We start from the raw sequence: 22871 nt of genomic DNA, 5'->3' as shown, positions 1-22871 counted from the left end.
GCGGTCGCACGAACCGCCGATCGGCGGCAACCTTTGCGCCCAAGTGGCTTCCGGCCGTATGGCGAATTCCGTGCGTTGACGCCCGCCCAGGGCGGGTCGCCGCAGCCACGCCGCTCATCGCACGCGCGGGAGCAGCGCGGCCGGCGCGTTCCACTGCCGCTTCGCATAGTCGTCCCTGGGTGTGGCCTGGATGAAGACGCAGCACTGGACCCAATGCACGGGCCGCAACGCACCCACGGCCTGTTCCAGGTGCGCCATCACTCGGTCCCTCATGGCGCGCTGCAGCTCGGGCGCACGCGCCCGGGTGAGGATCAAGGTCGCCACCAGTTGCTGCGCGCCGCCATCCTGGCCCGACAGGGTATCGGCGCAAACCAGGACCCGTGTCTTCAGGTCGCCGATGTCGGCCCATTCGCGGGCGGCCAGGTCGAGGTGGATGTCGCGAGCCAGCTGCTTCCAGTGCAATGCGGCGGCCAGGTCCGCGCTGACTTCGATATGCAGGTGCGGCATCAGTCGAGCCTTATCCCGCGTTCGCGGATCAACTGGCCCCAGCGCGCCCGCTCGGCGTCGATCAGCCGGGCGAACGCCTGCGGCGAGCTGTCGACCTTCTGCGATCCCAGGTCTGCCAGGCGCGTCTGCACGAGCGGATCGGCCAGGGCACGCCGCATCTGCTCCGACAGCCAGGCCACCCTGTCGGCGGGCGTGGCCGCGGGGGCGAGGAAGCCGTACCAGCCGCCGATATCGGCATCAATGCCGGACTCCTTCAATGTCGGTACCCCGGGCAAGCCTGCGATCCGTTCGCGGGTGGTGACGGCCAGTGCCTTCAACCGCCCGGACTTGATGTGCTGCAGCACGGCAGGCGAGGCCTCGAACAGCAGCTGGACCTGCCCGCCCATGGCGTCGTTGAGCGCCGGGCCCGAGCCCCTGTACGGCACATGCACGAAGTCGGTGGCGGTGACCTGCTTGAACAGTTCACCGGCGAGATGCTGCGGCGTGCCGTTGCCGGCCGATGCGTAAGCGTATTTCCCGGGGTTCGCACGCAGCAGCTTGACAGCTTCGGCCGGCGTGGCTGCGGGAAACGACGGGTGCGCCACCATGATCAGCGGCACCACCGCAGCGAGCGCCAGCGGCTTGAAGTCCCGCCCGGGGTTGAAGCCAAGCCGGGGGTATAGGGCCTCGTTCGCGCTCAGCGGCCCCAGCGCGCCGAGCAGCAGGGTGTAGCCATCGGCATCGCCGCGGGCCACGGCCTCGGTCCCGATGTTGCCGCCCGCGCCGTCGCGGTTGTCGACGAGCACCGTGGCGCCGCTCGTGGTCTGGAGCGCCGTGGCCATCAGGCGGGAGATCGCATCCGTAGTGGCACCGGGCGGGTAGGGACAGACGATGCGGATGGGCTTTGCCGGAAAGCCCTGCGCAATCGCTGCGGTCCACGAACTGCCGGCCGTGGCCATTGCCGCGGCGCCTTGGATGAAGTGTCGGCGTGTCTGCATGATTCTCGGGGTTGCTTGGGTACATCCCAATGTCACGGATAGGAGGGAATTGATCAAATCGGTTCTATCCTCGATATTCTTCGGAAAAACCTATCAATATGTCCCGTCGTGCCCGCGATCCGCTGGAACTCGTCTCGCTGCGCCAGCTTCGCTATTTCAACGCAGTCATCCGGGCCGACAGCTTCGGCAAGGCGGCCAGCGAATGCTCGATCTCGCAGCCCGCGCTGTCCGAGCAGATCGCCGCCTTCGAGTCGGCCCTGGGCCTGCGCCTCTTCGACCGCGTGGGCCGGCGGGCCATTCCCACGCAGCAAGCGCTGCAACTGCATCGGCGCATCACCGCCACCATGGGAGATCTCCAGGCGGCGCTGCGCGCCGCGAGCGATCGTTCCGCTGCCGTTTCGGGCACCGTGCGCATCGGCCTGGTCCAGTCGTACGGCAGCTGCTGGGTGGCGCCGGTGGTGCGTGCGGCGCAGGCGCGCTGGCCGGACCTGTCCATCTCGATGTCCCGCCGCACGGTATCGGCGCTGGCCGAAGGGGTCGCGCGCGGCGACCTGGATTTCGCCGTCACCTTCGATGCGTCGGACCGCCCGGACATGGATGTCCAGCCCTGCTTTGCCGAACCCTATGTCGCCGTGCGATCGGGCAGGCGGCGGCGTCCCATGGCGCTGGCCGAACTCGCCGGCGAGCCGCTGGCGCTGCTGCCGCCCGAATACGCCATGCGCCGCCGGATCGACAGCCTGTTTGCCGCGCAAGGCCTCAGGCCGCAGGTCCGCTTCGAGTCCGATGCCCAGGAAGACCTGGTGCATGCCGTGCGCCACCGGGGCATGACGGCCGTGGTGAATGCGGCCACGGCATTGAGCCTCGATGTGCGCGGCGCCGTCGCCATCGATGATCCCACGCTCGCGCGAACGGCCTGCCTGATACGTTCGCTCAACCGCTACCACACGCGTGCTGCCGTGTGCCTCTGGGATGCAATGCACGCAGCGGCCGATGGCCTGGCGGCCCGGATCAAGGCCGGCTTGCCGGGCTGAGCTTGGCCACCTGAACGCGGCGGAGCCATGGCGCCGCCCCGGTGCCGGGGGCCGCGCTAGGCTGCGCCGAACAGCGCGCCGGCCGGCGCACAGGGCAAGGCGTCCTGCGCTGGTGAGGTGAAGCCCTCGCACCACCTCACCAGTGCGGCGGCCTGCGCCTCGTCCATGGCGGGCGCGAAGCTGCGCATGCGCTGCTGCAGGCCGGCCCAGTTGTACGGGTCTTCGGGGTCGCCGCGGCGCAGATCGCGGTAGGCGCTGATCTGCCTTCCATCGCGCAGCATGAGGGTCACGCGGCTCGGGCGGCGCTGCGGGAACGCGCGCTGGAACTCCTCGTTCGGCCGCACCTGCATGCGCGCGGCCAGGGCGCGCAGGCTCGGGCTGTCAAGATCGGGGGCTTCCGTGTCGGCGATGCCGAGCACGCCTCCTTTCTCCAGCAGCACCGCGAGCAGGTAGCGCAGGCAGAAGCTCGCCTCGGCCGGCCTGGCGGGCCACTGCACGCCTGCGATCTTGAGCGCATGCGGAAAGATCTCGATCTCCATCGCCTGCACGTCGGCGGCCCCGATGCGGTGTTCCTCGATCAACGCGCGCGTCGCGTCGAGCGGCGTGAACAGCATCGCGCACGCCGGCCAGGCCTTGATGGTGGCGGTGTGCAGCCGCTCGGGCGCATCGAGTCCTTCAGCGACGGCTGCCAACGGCCCCTCGCCCGCCAGTGCGGCGTACATGCCGCGCCGGCCGGTGAAGAAGGCGCGCGCGCCCGGCAGGCCGGCCCGCGCGGCAAACGCCGCCGTCATGCCGTTGCGCACCGCGAACGCGGGATGCAGCGACTTGGATTCGTGCGCATCGTCGTCGACCAGCTGCCAGAGGCCGGCCGCCTGCGTCGCGGCGATGCCCAGCGCATGGTGCAGCCGCGGCGCATCGAGCCCCATCGCCATGCCGGCCGCAGCGGCCGCGCCTACCGCGCCCGCCGTGGCGGTGGCATGGAACAGGCCCGCATGGCGCGCGCCCAGCGCCTCGCCCAGGCGCAGCGCGACCTCGTAGCCGGCCACGATGGCGCGCGCGGCGCGCTCGTGCGTGAGCCCGAGCGAGGACGCCAGCGCGAGCACCGGCGTGATCGCGACCACTCCCGGATGCAGCATGGCCGCGCGGTGCGCATCGTCGATCTCGCGAAGGTGCGCGATGCCGGCATTGGCGAAGCCGGCCGCCAGCGGCGTGGCGCCCTGGCCGCCGAACAGCGCCGCCTCGCCCGCACCGGGCATCAGCGTCTGCGCCAGGCCGCGCAGCGTGGCGGCGGCGGGCATGTCCTGCGCCGACCAGCCGGCCGTGAACCAGTCCAGCAGCGCCTGCGCGAGCCGCGCGCGCGTGGCGGCGGCCAGTGGCTGCGACGCCTGGCGCAACAGGTGCGCCACCAGCACGGATTCCGGCAGGACATCGGAAATGGGAGCTGCGATCACGGCAAGGTAATTTTATTGAATGAAATCTGGATCATTATATAAAATGCAACGAGTTGCGAGGAATCCGCCCCATGAGCCTGTCCATCCGTTCCTTCTTCGATGCGGCCACTTCCACCTTCTCCCATGTGGTCGACGACGGCGCCGGGGCCTGCGCGGTGATCGACCCGGTGCTGGGCTTCGACATGCATTCCGGCCGCACCGATGCGCGTCCGGCCGAGGCCGTGGCGGCGCACGTCGAGGCACGGGGCCTGCAGCTGCAGTGGCTGCTGGAGACGCATGCGCATGCGGACCACCTGTCCGGCGCGCCCTGGCTGCAGCAGCGCTTCGGCGGCACGCTGGCGATCGGCGCGGGCATCACCGCCGTGCAGCGCGAATTCCGCGGCATCTTCAATGCAGCCGACATGGCGGCGGACGGTTCGCAGTTCAACCGGCTGTTCGCCGATGGCGAGGCCTTCGCCATCGGCCGGCTGCAGGCGCAGGCGCTGCACGTGCCCGGCCACACGCCGGCCGACGTGGCCTACCGCATCGCCGACCCGGCCGGCGGCCCGGACGCGGTGTTCGTCGGCGACACGCTGTTCATGCCCGACCTGGGCACCGCCCGCTGCGACTTCCCGGGCGGCGATGCGCCCACGCTGTTCCGCTCGATCCGCCGGCTGCTCGCGCTGCCGCCGCAGACCCTGCTCTACCTCTGCCACGACTATCCGCCCGCGGGGCGGGAGGCCGCCTGCCGCACCACGGTCGCCGCGCAGCGCGCGGGCAACATCCATGTGCGCGACGGCGTGCCCGAGGCCGACTTCGTCGCGCGCCGCCGGGCGCGCGACGCCACCCTGGCGCTGCCGGCACTGATGCTGCCGGCGGTGCAGGTCAACATGCGCGCGGGCCGCATGCCGCCGCCCGATGCCAACGGCACCGCCTACCTGAAGATCCCGGTCGACCGGCTGTGAGCCCCGCGCGCGCTACCGGCGCCAGTCGCGCGGCGGGCGGTTGCTGAAGCCCTGCTGCACCAGCGCCTTCTGCGCCACCTGCACGGCCTTGCGCTGGGCCGTCGCGCTCTGCCGCTGCGCGAGGCCGATCACCACCAGCGCGCCCTGGAAGGCGCCATCGCTGTCGAACACCGGCACGGCCACCGACGCGATCTGCGGCACCCGCTCCTCGCGCGTGATGGCGAAGCCGTCGCGCGCAATGGCCTCTGCATGCGGCGTGCTGCCGCCCGTGAAATAGCGCAGCACGTGCGAGGACGAGCCGCCGGCCGAAAGCTTGAGCCGCGCGCCCACCTCCACATGGTGGCGCACTTCGTTGCTGCTGTTCTCGCGGTAGAGGCAGACGCGCTCGTCGCCGTCGCGCACGTAGAAGGCCACCGTCTCGCCGGTCTGCCGCATCACCTCCTGCAGCACCGGCTGCAGCCGCGTGCCGATGTCGAAGGTGCGCCGGTAGAGCATGCCCATGTGCAGCAGCGCCGGGCCGGGCGCGTAGGCGCCGTCGTCGAAGCGGTGGACCATGCGGGCGCGCACCAGCACGCCGAGCAGCCGCAGCAGCGTGGCCTTGTCCAGGCCCGTGCAGTCGGCCAGCTCGCGCAGCTTCAGGCGCAGCCGGTCTTCGGTGAAGCATTCGAGGATCGACAGGCCGCGCTCGAGCACGCCGGAGGGCGGCTGCGGCGCACTGGGCGCCACCTCGGGAGCCGGCGCCTCGACGGGCGAGGCGGCGTCCGATGCGCGCCGCGCCGTCTTGCGAACCGGGGCCGCGTCCGATGTCTTCTTCGAAGCAGGGGTAGATCTCATGGGAGCAGATTGTGTGCGATTGCCGCGTCGGGACCGACCCGGTTGACAGTGCGTCGCGCGCCCGCCTAGAATTTTGTTTATTGAACTGTATTTCAATCAATGAAATACAGCAAATCGACAAAGAGACATTCCTGCCCTCGTGCCAGCTTGGCCGAGAAGCCCACCCGCCTTCTGCATGACCGCGACCATCGACATTCCCGCCGCCCCGGCCACCGACGCGCTGGCCGAGATGCTGTCCGGCATCGTGGGTTCTGCCCACGTGCTGACGGCCGCCGCCGACAGGGCCCGCTACGAGGCCGAGTGGCGCCGCACCTTCCCCGGCAGCGCGCGCGCCGTGGTGCGCCCGGCCAGCACCGATGAGGTGTCGCGCGTGGTCGCGGCCTGTGCGGCCGCCGGCGTGCCGATCGTGCCGCAGGGCGGCAACACCGGCCTGGTCGGCGGCTCCACGCCCGACGATTCGGGGACCGAGGTGGTGCTGAGCCTCGAGCGCATGCGCGCCGTGCGCCGCGCGGATCCGCTGGACAACACGCTCACGCTCGAGGCCGGCTGCACGGTGCTCGAGGCGCAGGCCGCGGCCGAGGCGGCGGGCCGCCTGTTCCCGCTCTCGCTGGCCTCCGAGGGCAGCGCCACGGTGGGCGGCGTGGTCTCGACCAATGCCGGCGGTGAACAGGTGCTGCGCTACGGCAACACGCGCGAGCTGGTGCTGGGCCTGGAAGTGGTGCTGGCCGACGGCCGCGTGCTCGACCTGCTGGGCGCGCTGCGCAAGGACAACACCGGCTACGACCTGAAGCAGCTCTTCATCGGCGGCGAAGGCACGCTGGGCATCGTGACGGCCGCCACCTTCAAGCTCTTTGCGCGGCCGCGCCAGGTGGTCACGGCCTGGGCCGCGGTGCGCGACCCGCAGGCCGCGGTGGAACTGCTGTCGCGCCTGACCGATGCGGTGGGCGAGCGCGTGACCGCCTTCGAGCTGATCGGCGAGGAGCCGCTGGGCCTGGTGCTGCGGCACGGCACGCCCGGCATGCGCGCGCCGCTCGGCAGCGCGAGCCCCTGGTCGGTGCTGCTCGATGTGTCGGAGGTTTCCGCGAGCCTGGACCTGCGGCCCGCGGTGGAGGAGGTGCTGGGCGCGGCGATGGAAGACGGCCTGGTGCCGGATGCCGCACTCGCCGCTTCCGACAGCCAGGCCCATGCCTTCTGGGCGCTGCGCGAGCACATCCCCGAGGCCCAGCGGCTGGAAGGCCCGTCGATCAAGCACGACATCGCCGTTGCCATCTCGCGCATTCCCCAATTCATCGAGCAGGCCGGCGCAGCGCTGCAGCAGCTGATGCCCGGCATCCGCATCGTCTGCTTCGGCCATGTGGGCGACGGCAACCTGCACTACAACCAGGGCAAGCCCGCCGGCATGGCCGATGCCGAATTCCGCTCGCGCGAGGAGGCGGTGCACGACGTCGTGCATGCCACCGCCGCGCGGCTGGGCGGCTCCATCTCCGCGGAGCACGGCATCGGGCGGCAGAAGCAGGCGGCCTTCATGCACTACAAGAACCCGGTCGCGCTGGCCGCCATGGCGCGGATCAAGCGCGCGCTGGATCCGGCCAACACCTTCAATCCAGGCCGCATGCTGCCGCGCGCGCTGCTGGACCCCCTCACCTTCCGCTGAACCACCAGGACCTCCATGCCCGTTTCCGTCTTCGACATGCAATCGCTCCAGCACCTCTGGGGCACCGATGAACTGCGCGCCATCTTCGGCGAGGAGAACCGCATCCAGAAGTGGCTCGACTTCGAAGCCGCGCTGGCGTCCGCGCAGGCCGAGCTGGGCCTCATCCCGGCCGCCGCCGCGAAGGAGATCGCGAGCAAGGCCAAGGTCGAGCACATCGACATCGCCGCGATGTCGGCCGAGATCCGCCGCATCAAGCATTCGCTGGTGCCGGCGTTGAAGCAATTGCAGGCCGCCTGCTCGAAGGAAAACGGCGAATGGGTGCACTACGGTGCCACCACGCAGGACGTGGTCGACACCGGCGTCGCCCTGCAGCTCAAGGAATTCCATGCGGTGGCGATGCGCGACCTGCAGGCCGTGGGCCGGGAACTCGCCCGCCTGGCCGTGGCCCACCGCGACACGCCCATGGCAGGCCGCACGCACGGCGTGCAGGCGCTGCCGATCACCTTCGGCCACAAGTGCGCCGTGTGGCTCGACGAACTCGGCCGCCACCACGAGCGGCTGGTGCAGGCCACGCCGCGCGTGCTGGTCGGCATGCTGGCCGGCGCCGTGGGCAGCCAGGCCTCGCTGGGCCCGAAGGCCATCGAGCTCGAAGCGCTGATGCTCAAGAAGCTCGGCCTGGGCGTGCCCACGATCAGCTGGGCACCGGCGCGCGACCGCTTCACCGAATACACGGGCCTGCTCGCCATGCTGGGCAGCACACTGTCGAAGATCGGCAACGAACTCTTCAACATGCAGCGCAACGAGTTCGGCGAGGTCGAGGAAGGTTTCTCCGAAGGCAAGCTGGGCTCGTCCACCATGCCGCACAAGCGCAACCCGACCTCGGCCGAGAACCTGGCCGGCCTCTCGCGTCCGCTGCGCTACAACGCCGCGATGATGGTCGAGGGCATGGTGCAGGAGGGCGAGCGCGACGGCATCGCCTGGAAGATGGAATGGAAGGCGCTGCCCGAGTGCTGCCTGATTGCCGGCGCCATGCTGTTCCAGGCCAAGAACCTGCTCGCGGGCCTGAAGGTGAATGCCGACGCGATGGCCGCCAACCTCGACCGCATGCGCGGCTACCTGCTTTCGGAGCGCGTGATGCTGGAGCTGTCGGAGCGCGTCGGCAAGCAGACCGCGCACGAATGGATCTACGAAGCCTCGATGCACGGCATCACGCAGAAGCTGAGCTTCGCCGATGCGATGCGCCAGCACGCGGGCCTCGGCCAGCTGCTCGCCGACGACGAGATCCGCGACATGACGGACCCCGCGGCCTACCTGGGCCAGTGCGGTGCTTCGGTGGACCGTGTCGTGGCAGCGCAGGCGGCCTGGCTCGGCTGAATTGCGCCCGCTGCGGGAGTGCATCTCCCGCTGCACGAACAAAGACAGGAGACATGACATGCAGCACACCATCGCCCCGATCCGCCGCCTGTGCGCCCTTGCACTGGCCGGCGCCAGCCTGCTGGCCCTGGCCGCACCCGCCGCCCGGGCCGCCTACCCCGAGCAGCCCGTCAAGCTCGTGGTGGGTTTTCCGCCCGGCGGCGGCGGCGACCTGTATGGCCGCCTGATCGCCAACGCCATGGGCAGGACGCTCGGGCAGAGCGTGATCGTCGACAACCGCGCCGGTGCCGGCGGCAACATCGCCGCCGACATCGTGGCCAAGGCCAAGCCCGACGGCTACACCATCCTGCTGGCCATGAGCGGCAACCTCGCGGTCTCGCCCGCCATGAAGCCCCAGAGCCTTCCCTACAAGGTGCCCGACGACTTCGCCGCGATCGGGCTGATCCTGGAAGCGCCGCACGGCCTGTTCGTGAGCCAGGGTTCGCGCTTCAGAACGGCGCGCGAACTGCTCGATGCCGCGAAGACGCAGAAGCTGAGCTTCGCCTCCACCGGCACCGGCGGCGCCGCACACATCGGCATGGAAATGGTCAAGCAGAAGGCCGGCGTGGACATGCTGCACGTGCCCTACAAGGGATCGGGTCCGGCCATCACCGACATGCTGGGCGGCCAGGTCGACAGCTTCTTCGCCACCGCATCGCCCCTGGTCGGCCAGGTGCGCCAGGGCCAGCTGCGGCTGCTCGCGATCACCGGCGAAAAGCGCAACCCGGCGATCCCCGAGGTGCCGACCTTCAAGGAGCTGGGCGTGGATGTGCCGGTGACGCAGTGGTACGGGCTGGTGGCGCCCGCGGGCACGCCGCAGGCGGTGGTGAAGCTGCTGTCCGAGCACCTCAGCCGCGCGCTGGCGACGCCCGAGGTGCGCGACGCCATCCGCAAGGACGCCGCCACCGAGCACGACCTGCCGATGGAACGCTTCCGCAGCTTCATCGTCGACGACATCGCCCGCTACAAGGCGGCCATCACGCCTGCGCTGATGAAGGAGATCGCCCAGTGAATCACGTGACCTTCGACACCCTCGTCTCCGCCGCGCAGCTGGCCGAGGCACTGCGCAGCGCGCATCCGCCGCTGGTGCTGGACTGCAGCTTCGAGCTGACCAATCACGGCGCCGGCCAGCAGGCCTATGACGCGGGCCACATCCCCGGCGCGTTCTACCTGCACCTCGAACACGCGCTCTCGGCCGAGAAGACCGGCCGCAACGGCCGCCATCCGCTGCCCGCGCGCGAAGCTTTCGCCCGCACCCTGGCCGCGATCGGCGTGGGCAACGACACCCAGGTGGTGGCCTACGACAACGCCGGCGGCATGTATGCGGCGCGCCTGTGGTGGATGCTGCGCTGGGCCGGGCACCGCGCGGCGGCCGTGCTCGATGGCGGCATCGCGGCCTGGAAAGCCGCGGGCCACGCGGTGTCGACCGAGGCGCCGCCGGCACGGCCGCCCGGCGATTTCGCGCTGCGCGAATCGCTGGTCACGACGCTGTCCTACGAAGAGGTGCGCGCCAACATCGAGAGCCGGCACAAGCTCGTGCTCGACGCCCGCGCCCCCGACCGCTTCCGCGGCGAGAACGAGACGATGGACCCGGTCGGCGGCCACATTCCGGGCGCGAGGAACCGCCTGTTCAAGGACAACCTGGACGCCGACGGCCGCTTCAAGCCCGCCCAGCAGCTGCGCGCCGAGTTCGACGCCATCACCGGCGGCCGGCCCGCCGCGGAACTGGTGAACCAGTGCGGCTCGGGCGTGACCGCCTGCCACAACCTGCTGGCCATGGAAGTCGCGGGCCTGAAGGGCGCGGCGCTGTACCCCGGATCGTGGAGCGAATGGAGCGCGCAGCCGGGCGCGCCGATCGCCACGGGACCGGCCGCCTGACCGGAAGCTCCGCGGACCCGCGCATGCCCACCTTCCATCCGCACAGCGCCCACTGGGGCGTGTTCTCCGCCGCCTGGGACGGCCGCACGCTCACGGTGAAGCCGCATCCGGGCGATCCGGACCCGAACCCGCTGATCGACAATTTTCCCGATGCACTGCGCCACCGCGCGCGCGTGACCACGCCGATGGTGCGCAAGGGCTGGCTGGAACGCGGCCCCGGGCCCGATCCGATGCGCGGCCGGGACGCGTACGCGGCCCTGCCGTGGGAAGAGGTGCTCGACCGGCTGGCCGCGGAACTTCGGCGCGTGAAGGAGCGGCACGGTGCCGGTGCAGTCTTCGGCGGCTCCTACGGCTGGTCGAGCGCGGGGCGCTTCCACCATGCGCAGAGCCAGGTGCACCGCTTCCTCAACACCACGCTCGGCGGCTACGTGCGCTCGGTCAACAGCTACAGCGCCGGCGCCTCGGGCCCGATGCTGCCGCACATCCTCGGTTCGATGGAAGAGGTGGCGCGCCGCAACGTGACGTGGGAGCAGATCGTCGAACACACCGACGTGGTGCTGGCCTTCGGCGGCATGGCGCTGAAGAATTCGCGCATCGCCTCGGGCGGCATCAGCCGCCATGTCGAGCGCGGCGCCATGCGCGAGGCGGCGGCGCGCGGCTGCCGCTTCGTCTGCATCAGCCCGCTCCGGAGCGACCTGCCCGACGAGGCGCAGTTCGAGTGGCTCGCCGCCAGGCCCAACACCGACACGGCGCTGATGCTGGCGCTGGTGCACCAGATCGTGAGCGACGGTGCGCACGACCGCGAATTCATCGCCAGCCACTGCGACGGCTGGGCCGCGTTCGAGGACTACCTGATGGGCCGCAGCGACGGCGTGGCCAAGAGCTGTGACTGGGCCGCACCGATCTGCGACCTGCCGGCACAGCAGCTCGTCGAGCTGGCCCGCTCGCTCGTGGGCAAGCGCACGCTGGTGGTGGTGTCGCACTCGCTGCAGCGCGCCGAGCATGGCGAGCAGCCGGTCTGGATGGGCGCGGTGCTGGCCGCGGCGCTCGGCCAGCTGGGCCTGCCCGGCGGCGGCTACAACTACGCGCTGGGCACGCTCGCGCACTACGGCAAGCGCAACAACGCCGTGCCGGCGGCCGCGCTGCCCCAGGGCAGCAACGGCGTGAAGGAGTTCATTCCGGTCGCGCGCATCAGCGACATGCTGCTCAATCCGGGCCAGCCCTTCGACTACAACGGCCAGCGCCGGACCTATCCGCACATCCGCCTCGCGTACTGGGCAGGCGGCAATCCGTTCCACCACCACCAGGACCTCGCGCGCCTGGCCGAGGCCTTCCGCACCCTCGACACCTTCGTCGTGCACGAGATCGCCTGGACCGCGACCGCGCGCCATGCCGACATCGTGCTGCCCAGCACCATGACACTGGAGCGCGAGGACATCGGCGCCACGGCCACCGACCCGATGGTGGTGGCCATGCACCGCATCGCCGAGCCCTGCGGCCTGGCGCGCGACGACTACGACATCTTCTGCGACCTGGCCGAACGGCTCGGCGCCTTCGAGGCCTTCAGCGAGGGCCGCACGACACGCGAATGGCTGGCACACCTGTACGAGCGCACCCGCAGCGGGCTCGAGGCACTGGGCCTGGACGCACCGGACTTCGAGACCTTCTGGCAGCGCGGCGAACTCATGCTGCCGCAGCGGGACGACGACGGCGGCATGCTGCGCGCCTTCCGCAACGATCCCGCCGCCGCGCCGCTGCCCACGCCCAGCGGCAAGGTGCAGATCAGCTCGCCGGCGATCGCCGCCTTCGGCTATGCCGACTGCCCGGGCCATCCGGCCTGGCTTGCACCGAGGTTCGCGCCGACCGCCGAGCATCCGCTGTGGCTGGTTGCCAACCAGCCGCACACCAAGCTGCACAGCCAGCTCGACTTCGGCGCCCACAGCCAGGCCAGCAAGCGCCGCGGCCGCGAGGTCTGCACGCTGCATCCCACCGCCGCCGCGGCGCGCGGCATCCAGGAAGGCGACATCGTGCGGCTCTTCAACGAGATCGGCGCCTGCCTGGCCAGCGCGCACCTGTGTGCCGACATGCGCGAGGACGTGGTGCAGCTGCCCACCGGCGCCTGGTACGACCCGGCCACGGACGACCAGGGCCGCCCGATGTGCGCGCACGGCAACCCCAACGTGCTGACGCGCGACATCGGCACCTCGTCGCTCGCGCAAGGCTGCGCGGGCCAGCTCAGCACGGTGCAGATCGAACGCTACGACGGCGCGCTGCCGCCGATCCGCGCGTTCGAGCCGCCGGTGGCGGTCACATGCGCAGCATCTTCCCCGGATTCATGATTCCGGCGGGGTCCAGGGCCCGCTTGATGTCGCGCATCAGATCGATCGCCTCGCCGTGCTCGACTTCGATCTGGCCGATGCGGTGCAGCCCCACGCCATGCTCGCCGGTGCAGGTGCCGCCCATCCGTATCGCGCGCAGCGCAACACGCTCGGCCAGCGCCTCGGCCTTGGCGCGCGCCGCCCGGTCTGCGTCGTCGTAGATGATCCCGAGGTGGAAGTTGCCGTCGCCCACGTGGCCGACGATCGGTGCATAGAGCCCGCTTTCGCGGATGTCGGCCTCGGTCTCGGTGATGCAGTCGACCAGCGCCGAGATCGGCACGCAGGCATCGGTGCCCATCGAACTCCAGCCCGGATGCATCGCCAGGTTGGCGTGGTAGCACGAGTGGCGGGCCTTCCACAGGCGCGAGCGCTCCTCGGGCCGGTGGGCATAGCGGAACCCGCTGCCGCCGTTCTCGCTGGCAAGGCCCTGCACCATGTCCACCTGCTCGGCCACGGCCGCCTGGCTGCCGTGGAACTCGATGAACAGCGTGGGCCGTGCCTCGAATTCGTCGAGCTTCGAATAGCGGATGCATGCGTCCATCTGCACATCGTTGAGCAGCTCGATGCGCGCCACCGGAACACCCAGCTGCAGCGTGGCGATCACCGTGTCCATCGCGGCGCGGAGGCTGTCGAACTGGCAGACCGCCGCAACCACATGCTCCGGCAGGCCGAACAGGCGCAGCTGCACCTCGGTGAGGATGCCCAGCAGGCCTTCGCTGCCCACGTAGAGCCGGGTGAGGTCGAAACCCGACGCCGACTTGCGCGCGCGCGTGCCGGTGCGAACGATGCGGCCGTCGGGCGTCACCACCGTCAGCCCCATGACCGTTTCGCGCATGGTGCCGTAGCGCACGGCGGCCGTGCCCGACGCTCGCGTAGACGCCATGCCGCCCAGCGACGCGTTGGCGCCCGGGTCCACCGCGAAGAACAGGCCGCTGCTGCGCAGGTGTTCGTTGAGCTGCTCGCGCGTCACGCCGGCCTGGACGCGGCAGTCCATCGAATCCGTCGAGACCTCCAGCACCCGGTCCATGCGCGAGAGGTCGATGCACACCCCGCCGTGGATCGCCGCCACGTGCCCCTCCATCGAGGTTCCGCTGCCGAAGGCGATGATCGGCACCTCGGCACGATGGCACAGCCGGGCCGCGGCGGCCACTTCCTCGTTCGCAAGGGGGAACAGCACGAGGTCCGGCTGCCCGGGGTCGGGCAGGCCCTCGCCGTGGCTGTGGTGCGCGCGCACCGCAGCCGATGTGACGGCGCGCTCGCCGAAGATCGCCCGGAACTCGGGCAGGAGCAGTTCGACCGCTCGCGCGGTTTGTTCGAGGGATTTGTGAAAGGCCATCGTTAACTGCGTGTTGATGTTCAGGCGCCAAGGTAGGCGTCGCGCACATGGTCGTCGTGCAGCAGTTGGGCGGCGCTGCCCTCCAGAGCGATGCGCCCACCCTCCAGCACGTAGCCATGGTCGGCGACGCTGAGCGCGGCGAACGCGTTCTGCTCGACGATGACCACGGTGCGGCCGGCGCGCGCGATGCGGCGAATGTCCATGAACATCGCCGTGGTCAGCTTGGGCGACAACCCCATCGAAGGTTCGTCCAGAAGCAGCACGCGCGGTCCGGCCATCAGACCGCGGGCGATGGCCAGCATCTGCTGCTCGCCGCCCGAAAGCACCCCGCCCATCTCGCCGGACTTGCGCTTGAGCACCGGGAACAGCTCGTAGACCTCGTCCAGGGTCTCGGCCACGGCCCCCTTGTCGTGCCGGCGCACGTAGGCGCCGACGTCCAGGTTCTCCTTCACGCTGAGCGTGGAGAAGATGCGCCGGCGCTGCGGAACGCAGGCGATGCCGGAGGCCACGATCTGCTCCACCGATCGATCATGGATGCCGTGGCCGCAGTACTCCACGCGGCCGGCACTCGGCTTCAGGCGTCCCACGACCAGGTTGAGCGTGGTCGACTTGCCGGCGCCGTTGGCACCGATCACCGCGACGATCTGGCCGGGGTAGGCGCGGATCGACAGGTCGAACAGGATCTGGACCTTCCCGTAGAACACGTCGACGTGCGCGAGCTCGAGCTCCGGGCGCTCGGCCATCGCCGAAGCAGGCAGATCGGCTTGCATCATGGCTTTCCTCGCATGCGCGCCACCTCAGAACCTGACGGCCGAGCGCACGACCGGCTGGCCGCCCTTGATCTCGACGATGTTCACCTGCTTGTTGCAGTCGCCCGCCTTGTCGCACTTGTAGTCGGCCAGCAGGCCGCTGTAGTTCACGCTGGAGAACGCCGCGCGGATCTTCTCGACATCGGCCGACCTGGCTTCGTTGATCGCCTTGGCCGCGAGGATGGTCGCGTCGTAGTAGGTGGCGGACCACACGTCGGGCGCCATCCTGTACCTGGCTTCGTATTTCTTGACGAACGCCTGCACCGCGGGGTTTGGATCGGTGGGCACGAAATAGGACGCGCTCATCGAGCCCTCGGCCGCGCTGCCCGCCAGCTTGAGGAACGCATCCTCGGAGAGCACGGCACCCGCGAACTTGAAGGGCAGGCCGAACTGCCTGGCCTGGCGCAGGATCAATGCCGCATCGGTGTCGTGCGCCCACAGGATCACCAGCTCGGCACCGGATTTCTGCAGCTTCGCGAGCTGGGCGGAATAGTCCTTGTCGCTCGGGTTGTGGCTTTCCACCGCCACGGGCTTCAGCCCCAGCGCGGCCATCTGCGCGACGACGCGCGCCTGGCCCGACTTGCCGAAGTCGTCGTTGGCATAGAACACCGCGGTCTTCTCGCCGGCCTTGAGTTCGTTGCGCGCATAGGCGATCAGCGCCCGGGCCTGCACGTCGTCGTCCGAGCGCGTGCGCACCACGTAGCTGCATCCGCTGTGCGTGATCGCCACCGACGTGCCGCCCGTGATGGACACCACCTTGCCGTTGCAGTAGGTCTTCTGCGTGGCCATCTGCGTGACCGAGTAGTGCGGGCCGATCATCACCGGCACCTTGCTGACCTGCATCAGCTTGTTGACGGCATTGATGGCGCCGTTCGGGTTGTCGCCCTGGTCGTCCTCGAACACCACTTCCAGCGGCTTGCCCAGCACGCCGCCCGCGGCGTTGATTTCGCTGACCGCGAGTTCCACGCCCTGCTTGAAGTTGCGCCCGACCAGGGCCTTGGGCCCGGTCTGGGGCAGCGACACGCCGATCAGCGCATCGGCCATGGCTGGAACGCACAGCACCAGCGCGGCGGCGCCGAGCCAGCCGGCGCGCGGGAACGGGATGGAAGATTTCTTCATGGCTTGTGTCTCCGGTGAGTTGCGCAACATGCGCCTTGTTGAAAACCGAGGGAGCGGAAAGATGGAGATGCCGGTCTCACGCCGGGGCCGGCTCGCGCGCCAGGGGAGCCGCCGGCTCCGGTGGAATGCGCTCGCCCAGGTAGGCCTCGATCACCGCCGGGGAGTCCATGACCTCCGCGGGGCGGCCGTCGGCGATCTTGTCGCCCAGGTTGAGCACCACCACCCGGTCGCACATGTTCATCACCAGCTTGATGCGGTGCTCGACCACCAGGATCGACATGCCTTGCGCGCGCAGGTGCTGGAGGATCTGCGAGAGTTCCAGGATGAGCCCGCCGCGCAGCCCGGCCGCGGGCTCGTCGAGCAACAGCAGCCTCGGCTTGTTCACGATGGCGCGCGCCATCTCGACCAGCCGGCTCTGGCCGAAGGACAGGTCGCCCCCGCGGCGGTGCGCAAGATGCGCGACGCCCATGCTGGCAAGGGCTTCCAGTGCGGCGGCGCGGCTGCGGGCTTCGCGCGAGCCTGCCGGGTCGCGCGGCGCGCGATGGGCCACCATCACGTTCTCCAGCACCGTCATCGATTCCCACAGCCGGACATTCTGGAAAATGCGCGAGACGCCTCGTGCATGGATGGTCCATGGTGCGAGGTTGTCGATGCGGTCGCTGCCCAGCTGGATGGAACCTTCGACGCCCACCGTGCCCGAGCAGGCGTTGATCATGGTCGACTTGCCCGAGCCGTTGGGTCCGATGAGGCCCAGGATCTCGCCGCGCTGCAGGTCGAACGCCACCTCGTTCAGCGCCTTCACGCCGCCGAAGCTGCGCGATACGCCGCGCACCCTGAGCAGCGCCTCGCCGGCGCCGGGCGCTGGAACGTGGGCACGCAGCGCCGATGCCGCGGCCGCCGCCGCAGCGCCCAGGTTGAGCGGCGCGGCGGGCGCCTCGCCCACGGGCTCGCGCTTGCCGGTCAGGAACGCGCCCAGCAGCCAGTCGCCGACCACGCCGAGACCGCGCGGCGCGAGCAGCAGGATCGCCACGACGCCGATGCCGAAGGCCGCGAGATAGTAGGTCTGCAGGCCGCGCAGCGCTTCGGGCAGGACCGTGATGACGACCGCGCCCAGGAAGGTGCCGGCAATCGAGCCCAGGCCGCCGAGCACCACCATCAGCATCATCTTGATGCTCTCGAAGACCGTGAAGTTGGCCGGCGCCGCAAAGCCCACGAGCAGCACATACAGGCCGCCGGCCAGCGCCGCCCACGCGCTGCACACCACGAAGGCGATGGTCTTCACTCGGCGCGAATCGACACCCATGGCCTCGGCGGCGATCTCGTCGTCGCGCACGGCGCGCATGTTGCGGCCCGTGCGTGCGCGATGGAAGAACACCGTCACGGCATAGGCCGCGAAGCACAGCGCCAGCAGCGGAAAGTACAGCTGCCGGTCGATGGTGTCGCCCAGCGCCGGAATGCTCAGGGTCGGGATGTCGCGCATGCCCATCGGGCCGCCGGTCAGCCATTCCTCGTTGAGCGCCACCATGCGGAAGATCTCGTTCAGCGCCAGCGTGACGATGGCCAGGTAGTGCCCCTTGATGCGCGTGCTCACCGCGCCCAGCAGCACCCCGACGGCGGCCGTGAGCAGCATCGCCGCCACCAGCGCGAGGTACCACGGCAGCGAGAGCCGCATCATGAACAGCGCCGTCGCGTAGGCGCCGAAGCCCACCAACGCCGCCTGCCCGAGCACGATCTGTCCGGTGACGCCGGTGGCCACCTGCAGGCCCAGCGCGGCGATCGCGAAGATCCACGCGAGGTTGAGGACGTGCAGGTAGTAGCTGTTGAGGTCCAGCACGATCGGCAGCGCAAGCGCCGCGAGCACGGCGGTCCAGGCGGCGGGGCGCATCCAGGTCTGGGTCATGGCGGGCTCCTCAGGCACGGTCCGCATTGCGCTCGGGCAAGAGGCCCTGGGGACGCACGAGCAGGAACACCAGCAGCAGGCCGAAGGCGATCGCGTCCTTGTAGGTCGAGGAGATCGTGAAGGCGCCGACGTTCTCGGCCACGCCCAGCAGCACGCCGCCAAGGATCGCGCCCGGGACGCTGCCGAAGCCGCCGATGATCATCGCGACGAAGCCCTTCAGCCCCACCAGCGTGCCCATCTCGGTCGTCACGTAGAAGAGCGGCGCAAGCAGGATGCCGGCGAGCGCGGCCAGGACCGAAGAGAAGGCGAAGGTGCCGGCAAGGACGCGGTTGACCGGTATGCCCATGAGCAGCGCGGTCTCGCGGTCGAGCGCGGTGGCGCGCATCACCTTGCCGATGGTGGTGTAGCGCAGCACCAGGTACTGGAGCGCCATCACGGCGACGACGACCGCCATGATCACGATCTGCTGCACGGGAACGCGCAGTCCGCCCAGGGCCACGACGCCGTCGCCGAAGGGGCTGGTGTACAGCAGCGGCTCGGGGCCGTAGATGATGCGGGCCATCTCCTTGAGGAAGATGCCGAATCCCACGGTCGCGATGATGGCGACCAGCGCCTTCTGGCGCTGCAGCCGTGCAAACACGAGGCGCGAGAACACCGCGCCCAGCACGGCCATGACCGCGGCGGTGAGCACCGCGGCGAGCCAGAACGGCAGCTGCAGGCTGGTGGTGAAGGTGGCGACGAAGACGAAGGCCGAGAACGTGAGGAACTCGCCGGCGGCGAAGTTGACGATCGCCATGGTGTTCCAGACGTAGGCGTAGCCGAGAGCGATCAGGGCGTAGATGCAGCCCATGGCAAGGCCGCTGACGATCACTTGTCCAAGCATTTCTTGTCTCCGGAAAAAAATTTCGCGCGGCGGGTCCCGCGCGTCAGAGGCTGTCGACCATGCGCTGCAGCGCCACCATGCCGGGGTCGTCCATGCCGATGGTCTTGTCCGCGAACATGCGCGCGCGGCCGATGCGGTTGGGCTTGTCGCGGAACGCGTCGAGCGCGGCGCGCACTGCGTCGCTGGCCAGGCGGCGTGCGTCGGCGCCTTCCGGCGACGCAGCCAGTGCGACATGAACGGCATGCAGGCCGTCGAGCACGGTCTTGTCGCCCAGGCTCGCACCGCCGCGCGCCGCGAGCGTGGCGACCACGTCGGCGAGCATGGCCGCGAGTTCCGCGCGATCGAGCGAGTCGATGCCCGCGCATCGCTTGGCACAGCTTATGAGCGCGACCGTCAGCAGCGTGCCGAAGCTCGACCCCGACGCCTTGGCGGTCGCCTGCGCGGTGCGCCTGAAGATGCCTTCCAGCGTCGCCGGCAACTCGGGCAGCGCCTGCTCCACCATCGTGGCGCACTTGTCGAGCGTCGCGCCCAGGTCGGCATCGCCCAGGCGGCCGTCGAGCGCGTTGAGTTCCGGGGCGGCGGCGTGCAGGCCCGCGCACCAGCGGGGCAGCGCGGCCGCGAGCGTGGCGGCGTCGAGCATCATCGGCGCACGCTCCAGAACGGGCAGTCCGCGGGCGCGGCCAGCAGCGCCTCCAGCTCCGGGTCGAGCTTCATCACGCTCAGCGATGCACCCGCCATTTCCATCGACGTGGCATAGCGCCCCACGAGCGGGCGCACGATCGTCACGCCGCGGCGCGCGAGCACGCCGGCCACGCGGCGGTACAGGATGTAGAGCTCCTCGGCGGGCGTCGCGCCCAGGCTGTTGACGAGCACGGCAACGCGATCGCCCTGCGCCAGCGCGAGCTCCGGCAGCACGTGCTCGAGCATCTCGTCGGCCAGCGCGTCGGCCGGCTTGAGCGGCCCGCGCCAGATGCCGGGCTCGCCATGGATGCCCATGCCGAATTCCACCTCCTGGTCGCCGATGGCGAAGGAAGCCTTGCCGGACTCCGGCACCACGCAGGGGCTGAGCGCGACGCCGATCGAGCGGCAGGCGTCGCCCGCCTTGCGCGCGAGTGCCGCCACCTCGTCCAGGGTCGCGCCGGCCGCCGCCTTGGCACCGGCGGCCTTGTAGACCAGGACCAGGCCTGCGACGCCGCGGCGCTTCTCGCGCTGCGCGGCGGGTGCACTCGCCACGTCGTCGGCGACGCGCACCGACGCCACCGGCATGCCCTCGAGCGCGAGCATTTCGGCCGCCATGTCGAAGTTCATGCGGTCGCCCCCGTAGTTGCCATAGAGCTGCAGCACGCCCGCGCCGCCATCGGCGGCGCGCATCGCGTCGATGCAGTCGTCCATGCGCGGGCCCGCGAACACGTTGCCCACGGCGCAGCTGTCGAGCAGGCCCTCGCCGACGTAGCCGAGGAACACCGGCAGGTGGCCCGAGCCGCCGCCGGTGACGATGCCGACCTTGCCGGGTACGGCGCCGCCGCGGCGCACGATCACGCGGCCGCCCTCGCCGCGGCGCTGCAGCTCGGGATGGGCCAGGCACAGGCCGTCGAGCATTTCGTCGACGTAGGCATGGGGGTCGTTGAGGATCTTTTTCACGGTGGTCTTCGTCTGTTCGGGGGCGTTGTCGTGCTGTCGCGGGCATGGCGCTGCCGACGCCGGCTTGCGCCCGGCGCCTGCATGCGCGGAGGTGCTCAGTCGGCCTTGAGGCGGCCGTCCCTGGTGGCCTGCGTGGCCAGTGCGTACTCGGCGTCGAGGATGCGGGCGAACTCCTGCGGCGTGCTGGACAGGGCGACGCTGCCGAGTTCGCGGGCGCTGTTCACCGTCTGCGGGTCCTTGACGGCCTGCGCCAGCGCCGCGGCGAGCTTGTCATGCACGTCCTTTGGCGTGCCGCTGGGCGCGAGGACCCCGACGTACGTGGTGCCATCGATCTCGCCGAAGCCGAGCTCCGCCACGGTCTGCACGCCGGGCAACGACGGGTCCTGCGCGGGGCCCAGGACCGCGAGCGCCTGGAGCGAACCGCCCCTGATGTGCTGCAGCGAGCTGGTGACCTGGTCGAAATGCACATCGACCTGCCCGCCGATCAGGTCGACCAGCGCCGGACCCGAGCCCTTGTAGCTGACGATCGTGAACTTGGTCTTGAGCAGGTTCTCCAGTTGCAGCAGCGCGAGATGATTGGGCGTTCCTGGCCCCGAGTGCGCCGCCGTCAGCTTGCCGTCGCCGGAACGCGCATAGGCCGCGAACTCCTTGAAGTTCCTGAAGCGCGTCTCGTTCTTGCGCGCGAGCAGAACCATCGAACTCTTGTTCACCAGGCCGAGCGGCGCGAAGCTCGACCGGCTGTAGCTGGTCTTGACCATCTCCGGGACCGTGACCACCACGCCGGCGCCGCAAAGCAGCAGCGTGTAGCCGTCGGGCGCGGCGCGGGCCACCTGCATGGCGCCGATCGAGCCGCCGGCACCGGCCCGGTTGTCGACCACGACCGACTGGCCCAGCACCTTGCCCAGCGCCACGGCCACGGTGCGCGCGACGATGTCCGTGTTGCCGCCCGGTGCGAAGGGAACCACGAGCGTGAGCGGCTTGCTCGGAAAGCCCTGCGCCCAGGCCGGCGCGCCGAGCACGCTGCCCGCCGCGGCTGCCGCGCCGAAATGGAGGATCTGCCGACGATGGATGTTCATTTTTCTCACCTGTCTCCGAGTGGATGGCGCCTTCAGGCGTCGAAGCGCAGCACGTCTTCCAGCGCCGTCTCGATGCGGGCGCGCTGGGCTGCGGTGGTCGGAGGCATTGGTGCGCGCGGCAGGCCGGCATCACACCCTTGCAGCGTGATGGTCGTCTTCAGGTTGGCCGGCAGGTTGTCGCCGATCACGGCGTTCCAGAACGCGAGCATCGACTTGTGCATCTCCAGCGCCTTCACGTGGTCGCCGGCCTGCACGGTGTTCCACAGGGCCACGCACACGCCCGGCAAGGCGGCCGGGGTGGCGGCGATCGTGCCGTGCGCACCCAGCGCGAACGACGAGTACAGCAGGGCATCGACGGCCGAGAAGACCTTGCAGCCCTTCGGCACGCCGAGCAGCAGGTCGGCCATCAGCTTGAGGTCGCCCTGGCTCTGCTTGATGCCCTGCACGCCGGGCAGCTCGTTCATGAGGCGGATCATCTGCGCCGGGTTCAGGTAGTTCCACGGCACCACGTTGTAGATGATCACGGGGATGTCGACCGCTTCGGTCAGCGCCTTGAAGTGGCGGTGGGTCGCCTCCTCGTCGGGCTTGAACAGGTAGTGCACCGGCGTGACCTGCAGCGCCGCGACCGGCAGGTGCGAGATCGCCTTGGCGCGGTTGATCGCGTCCCGCGTGCTGTTGGAGATGATGCCGGCCACGATCGGCACCTGGCCGGCAACCTCCGCGGCGGTGATCTCCATGAGGCGGCTGAACTCGTCGATCGTCAGCGTGTGGCCTTCGCCGCTGCTGCCGCCCGGGCAGACGCCGTGCACCTTCTTGTCGAGATTGAAGCGGATGAGCTTGCGGAAGGCCGCCTCGTCGATGCTGCCATCGGCAGTGAAAGGCGTGACGAGCGGCGGAATGACGCCAGTGAGATCGAGACCCATGAAGAAAGCTCCGGTGTGCGGGGATGACAGCGAAAAGGCGGCGGCTGCCGCGCCATGGGACAACTATACACCGACTGACATGTTAGTCATGTGTTAGTGATAACCCTAGTCGTACGA

Annotated in this window: 20 protein-coding genes; 7 read left to right on the top strand and 13 right to left on the bottom strand. The window is 70.0% G+C overall.

Annotated features, from left to right (window positions below; translation table 11 throughout):
• Positions 1-114: 114 nt before the first annotated feature.
• Both ACAM54_RS30620 and ACAM54_RS30615 read right to left on the bottom strand, forming a co-directional pair.
• Positions 115-507, bottom strand: a complete 393-nt coding sequence (locus ACAM54_RS30620) for a 5-carboxymethyl-2-hydroxymuconate Delta-isomerase (protein WP_145746922.1) — start codon at positions 505-507, stop codon at positions 115-117.
• The gene (locus ACAM54_RS30615) at positions 507-1484 is read right to left on the bottom strand and encodes a Bug family tripartite tricarboxylate transporter substrate binding protein (RefSeq protein WP_369651236.1); all 978 of its coding nucleotides are present in this window, start codon (positions 1482-1484) and stop codon (positions 507-509) included. Before ACAM54_RS30615 ends, ACAM54_RS30620 begins: the two co-directional genes overlap by 1 nt.
• Before the next feature lie 98 nt (positions 1485-1582).
• On the opposite strand from ACAM54_RS30615, the gene ACAM54_RS30610 reads away from it, so the two are divergent.
• Positions 1583-2515, top strand: coding sequence for a LysR substrate-binding domain-containing protein (locus ACAM54_RS30610; RefSeq protein ID WP_261380430.1), 933 nt, complete (start codon positions 1583-1585; stop codon positions 2513-2515).
• Positions 2516-2571: 56 nt separating this feature from the next.
• Here the strand turns inward: ACAM54_RS30610 and ACAM54_RS30605 are convergent, their stop codons facing one another.
• The gene (locus ACAM54_RS30605) at positions 2572-3966 is read right to left on the bottom strand and encodes an MmgE/PrpD family protein (protein WP_369651237.1); all 1395 of its coding nucleotides are present in this window, start codon (positions 3964-3966) and stop codon (positions 2572-2574) included.
• Between the two features lie 71 nt (positions 3967-4037).
• Between ACAM54_RS30605 and ACAM54_RS30600 the strand changes: the two genes are divergently transcribed.
• On the top strand, positions 4038-4910 hold the full coding sequence (locus ACAM54_RS30600; RefSeq protein ID WP_025569824.1) for an MBL fold metallo-hydrolase: 873 nt from the start codon (positions 4038-4040) through the stop codon (positions 4908-4910).
• 12 nt (positions 4911-4922) lie between these two features.
• Here ACAM54_RS30600 and ACAM54_RS30595 read toward each other — a convergent pair whose 3' ends face one another.
• A complete protein-coding gene (locus ACAM54_RS30595) occupies positions 4923-5744 on the bottom strand; it encodes an IclR family transcriptional regulator (RefSeq protein ID WP_369651238.1) in 822 nt (273 codons plus the stop codon).
• 175 nt (positions 5745-5919) lie between these two features.
• Here ACAM54_RS30595 and ACAM54_RS30590 point away from each other — a divergent pair, with 175 nt between their 5' ends.
• From ACAM54_RS30590 to ACAM54_RS30570, 5 genes are read left to right on the top strand one after another with little or no spacing between them, the layout of a single operon-like run.
• Positions 5920-7398 (top strand): FAD-binding oxidoreductase, encoded by a 1479-nt coding sequence (locus tag ACAM54_RS30590; RefSeq protein ID WP_369651239.1) that lies wholly within the window; start codon positions 5920-5922, stop codon positions 7396-7398.
• 15 nt (positions 7399-7413) lie between these two features.
• The gene (gene purB / locus ACAM54_RS30585) at positions 7414-8772 is read left to right on the top strand and encodes an adenylosuccinate lyase (RefSeq protein ID WP_369651240.1); all 1359 of its coding nucleotides are present in this window, start codon (positions 7414-7416) and stop codon (positions 8770-8772) included.
• A gap of 58 nt (positions 8773-8830) precedes the next feature.
• The gene (locus ACAM54_RS30580) at positions 8831-9823 is read left to right on the top strand and encodes a Bug family tripartite tricarboxylate transporter substrate binding protein (protein ID WP_369651241.1); all 993 of its coding nucleotides are present in this window, start codon (positions 8831-8833) and stop codon (positions 9821-9823) included.
• Positions 9820-10689, top strand: coding sequence for a sulfurtransferase (locus ACAM54_RS30575; RefSeq protein WP_369651242.1), 870 nt, complete (start codon positions 9820-9822; stop codon positions 10687-10689). The genes ACAM54_RS30580 and ACAM54_RS30575 overlap by 4 nt, the downstream gene beginning before the upstream one ends.
• 23 nt (positions 10690-10712) lie before the next feature.
• Complete coding sequence (locus tag ACAM54_RS30570) at positions 10713-13028, top strand: molybdopterin-dependent oxidoreductase (RefSeq protein WP_369651243.1); 2316 nt, start codon at positions 10713-10715, stop codon at positions 13026-13028.
• Here ACAM54_RS30570 and ACAM54_RS30565 read toward each other — a convergent pair.
• From ACAM54_RS30565 to ACAM54_RS30525, 9 genes are all read right to left on the bottom strand, one after another.
• On the bottom strand, positions 12997-14403 hold the full coding sequence (locus ACAM54_RS30565; protein ID WP_369651244.1) for an FAD-binding oxidoreductase: 1407 nt from the start codon (positions 14401-14403) through the stop codon (positions 12997-12999). The two genes, ACAM54_RS30570 and ACAM54_RS30565, sit on opposite strands and share 32 nt — an antisense overlap.
• A gap of 20 nt (positions 14404-14423) precedes the next feature.
• Positions 14424-15176 carry an ABC transporter ATP-binding protein gene (locus ACAM54_RS30560; protein ID WP_369651245.1) on the bottom strand — a complete coding sequence of 251 codons (753 nt, stop codon included), beginning with the start codon at positions 15174-15176 and terminating at the stop codon, positions 14424-14426.
• A gap of 24 nt (positions 15177-15200) precedes the next feature.
• A complete protein-coding gene (locus ACAM54_RS30555) occupies positions 15201-16331 on the bottom strand; it encodes an ABC transporter substrate-binding protein (RefSeq protein ID WP_186454271.1) in 1131 nt (376 codons plus the stop codon).
• A 76-nt stretch (positions 16332-16407) separates the two neighbouring features.
• Positions 16408-18231 (bottom strand): ATP-binding cassette domain-containing protein, encoded by a 1824-nt coding sequence (locus tag ACAM54_RS30550; RefSeq protein ID WP_369651246.1) that lies wholly within the window; start codon positions 18229-18231, stop codon positions 16408-16410.
• A gap of 10 nt (positions 18232-18241) precedes the next feature.
• The gene (locus ACAM54_RS30545) at positions 18242-19114 is read right to left on the bottom strand and encodes a branched-chain amino acid ABC transporter permease (protein ID WP_369651247.1); all 873 of its coding nucleotides are present in this window, start codon (positions 19112-19114) and stop codon (positions 18242-18244) included.
• Positions 19115-19157: 43 nt separating this feature from the next.
• Entirely contained in the window at positions 19158-19757 is a 600-nt protein-coding gene (locus ACAM54_RS30540; protein WP_369651248.1) for a dihydroxyacetone kinase subunit L, read from the bottom strand.
• Positions 19754-20755, bottom strand: coding sequence for a dihydroxyacetone kinase subunit DhaK (locus ACAM54_RS30535; protein ID WP_369651249.1), 1002 nt, complete (start codon positions 20753-20755; stop codon positions 19754-19756). The genes ACAM54_RS30540 and ACAM54_RS30535 overlap by 4 nt, the downstream gene beginning before the upstream one ends.
• Positions 20756-20850: 95 nt before the next feature.
• The gene (locus ACAM54_RS30530) at positions 20851-21831 is read right to left on the bottom strand and encodes a Bug family tripartite tricarboxylate transporter substrate binding protein (RefSeq protein ID WP_369651250.1); all 981 of its coding nucleotides are present in this window, start codon (positions 21829-21831) and stop codon (positions 20851-20853) included.
• Positions 21832-21863: 32 nt separating this feature from the next.
• The gene (locus tag ACAM54_RS30525) at positions 21864-22754 is read right to left on the bottom strand and encodes a dihydrodipicolinate synthase family protein (protein WP_145746939.1); all 891 of its coding nucleotides are present in this window, start codon (positions 22752-22754) and stop codon (positions 21864-21866) included.
• Positions 22755-22871 lie beyond the last annotated feature (117 nt).

The sequence above is a fragment of the Variovorax sp. V93 genome (assembly GCF_041154485.1).
GTDB classification, from domain to species: domain Bacteria; phylum Pseudomonadota; class Gammaproteobacteria; order Burkholderiales; family Burkholderiaceae_C; genus Variovorax; species Variovorax beijingensis_A.
Note: the sequence above shows the minus strand (reverse complement) of the source record. Positions and strands in the feature narration are given on the sequence as shown.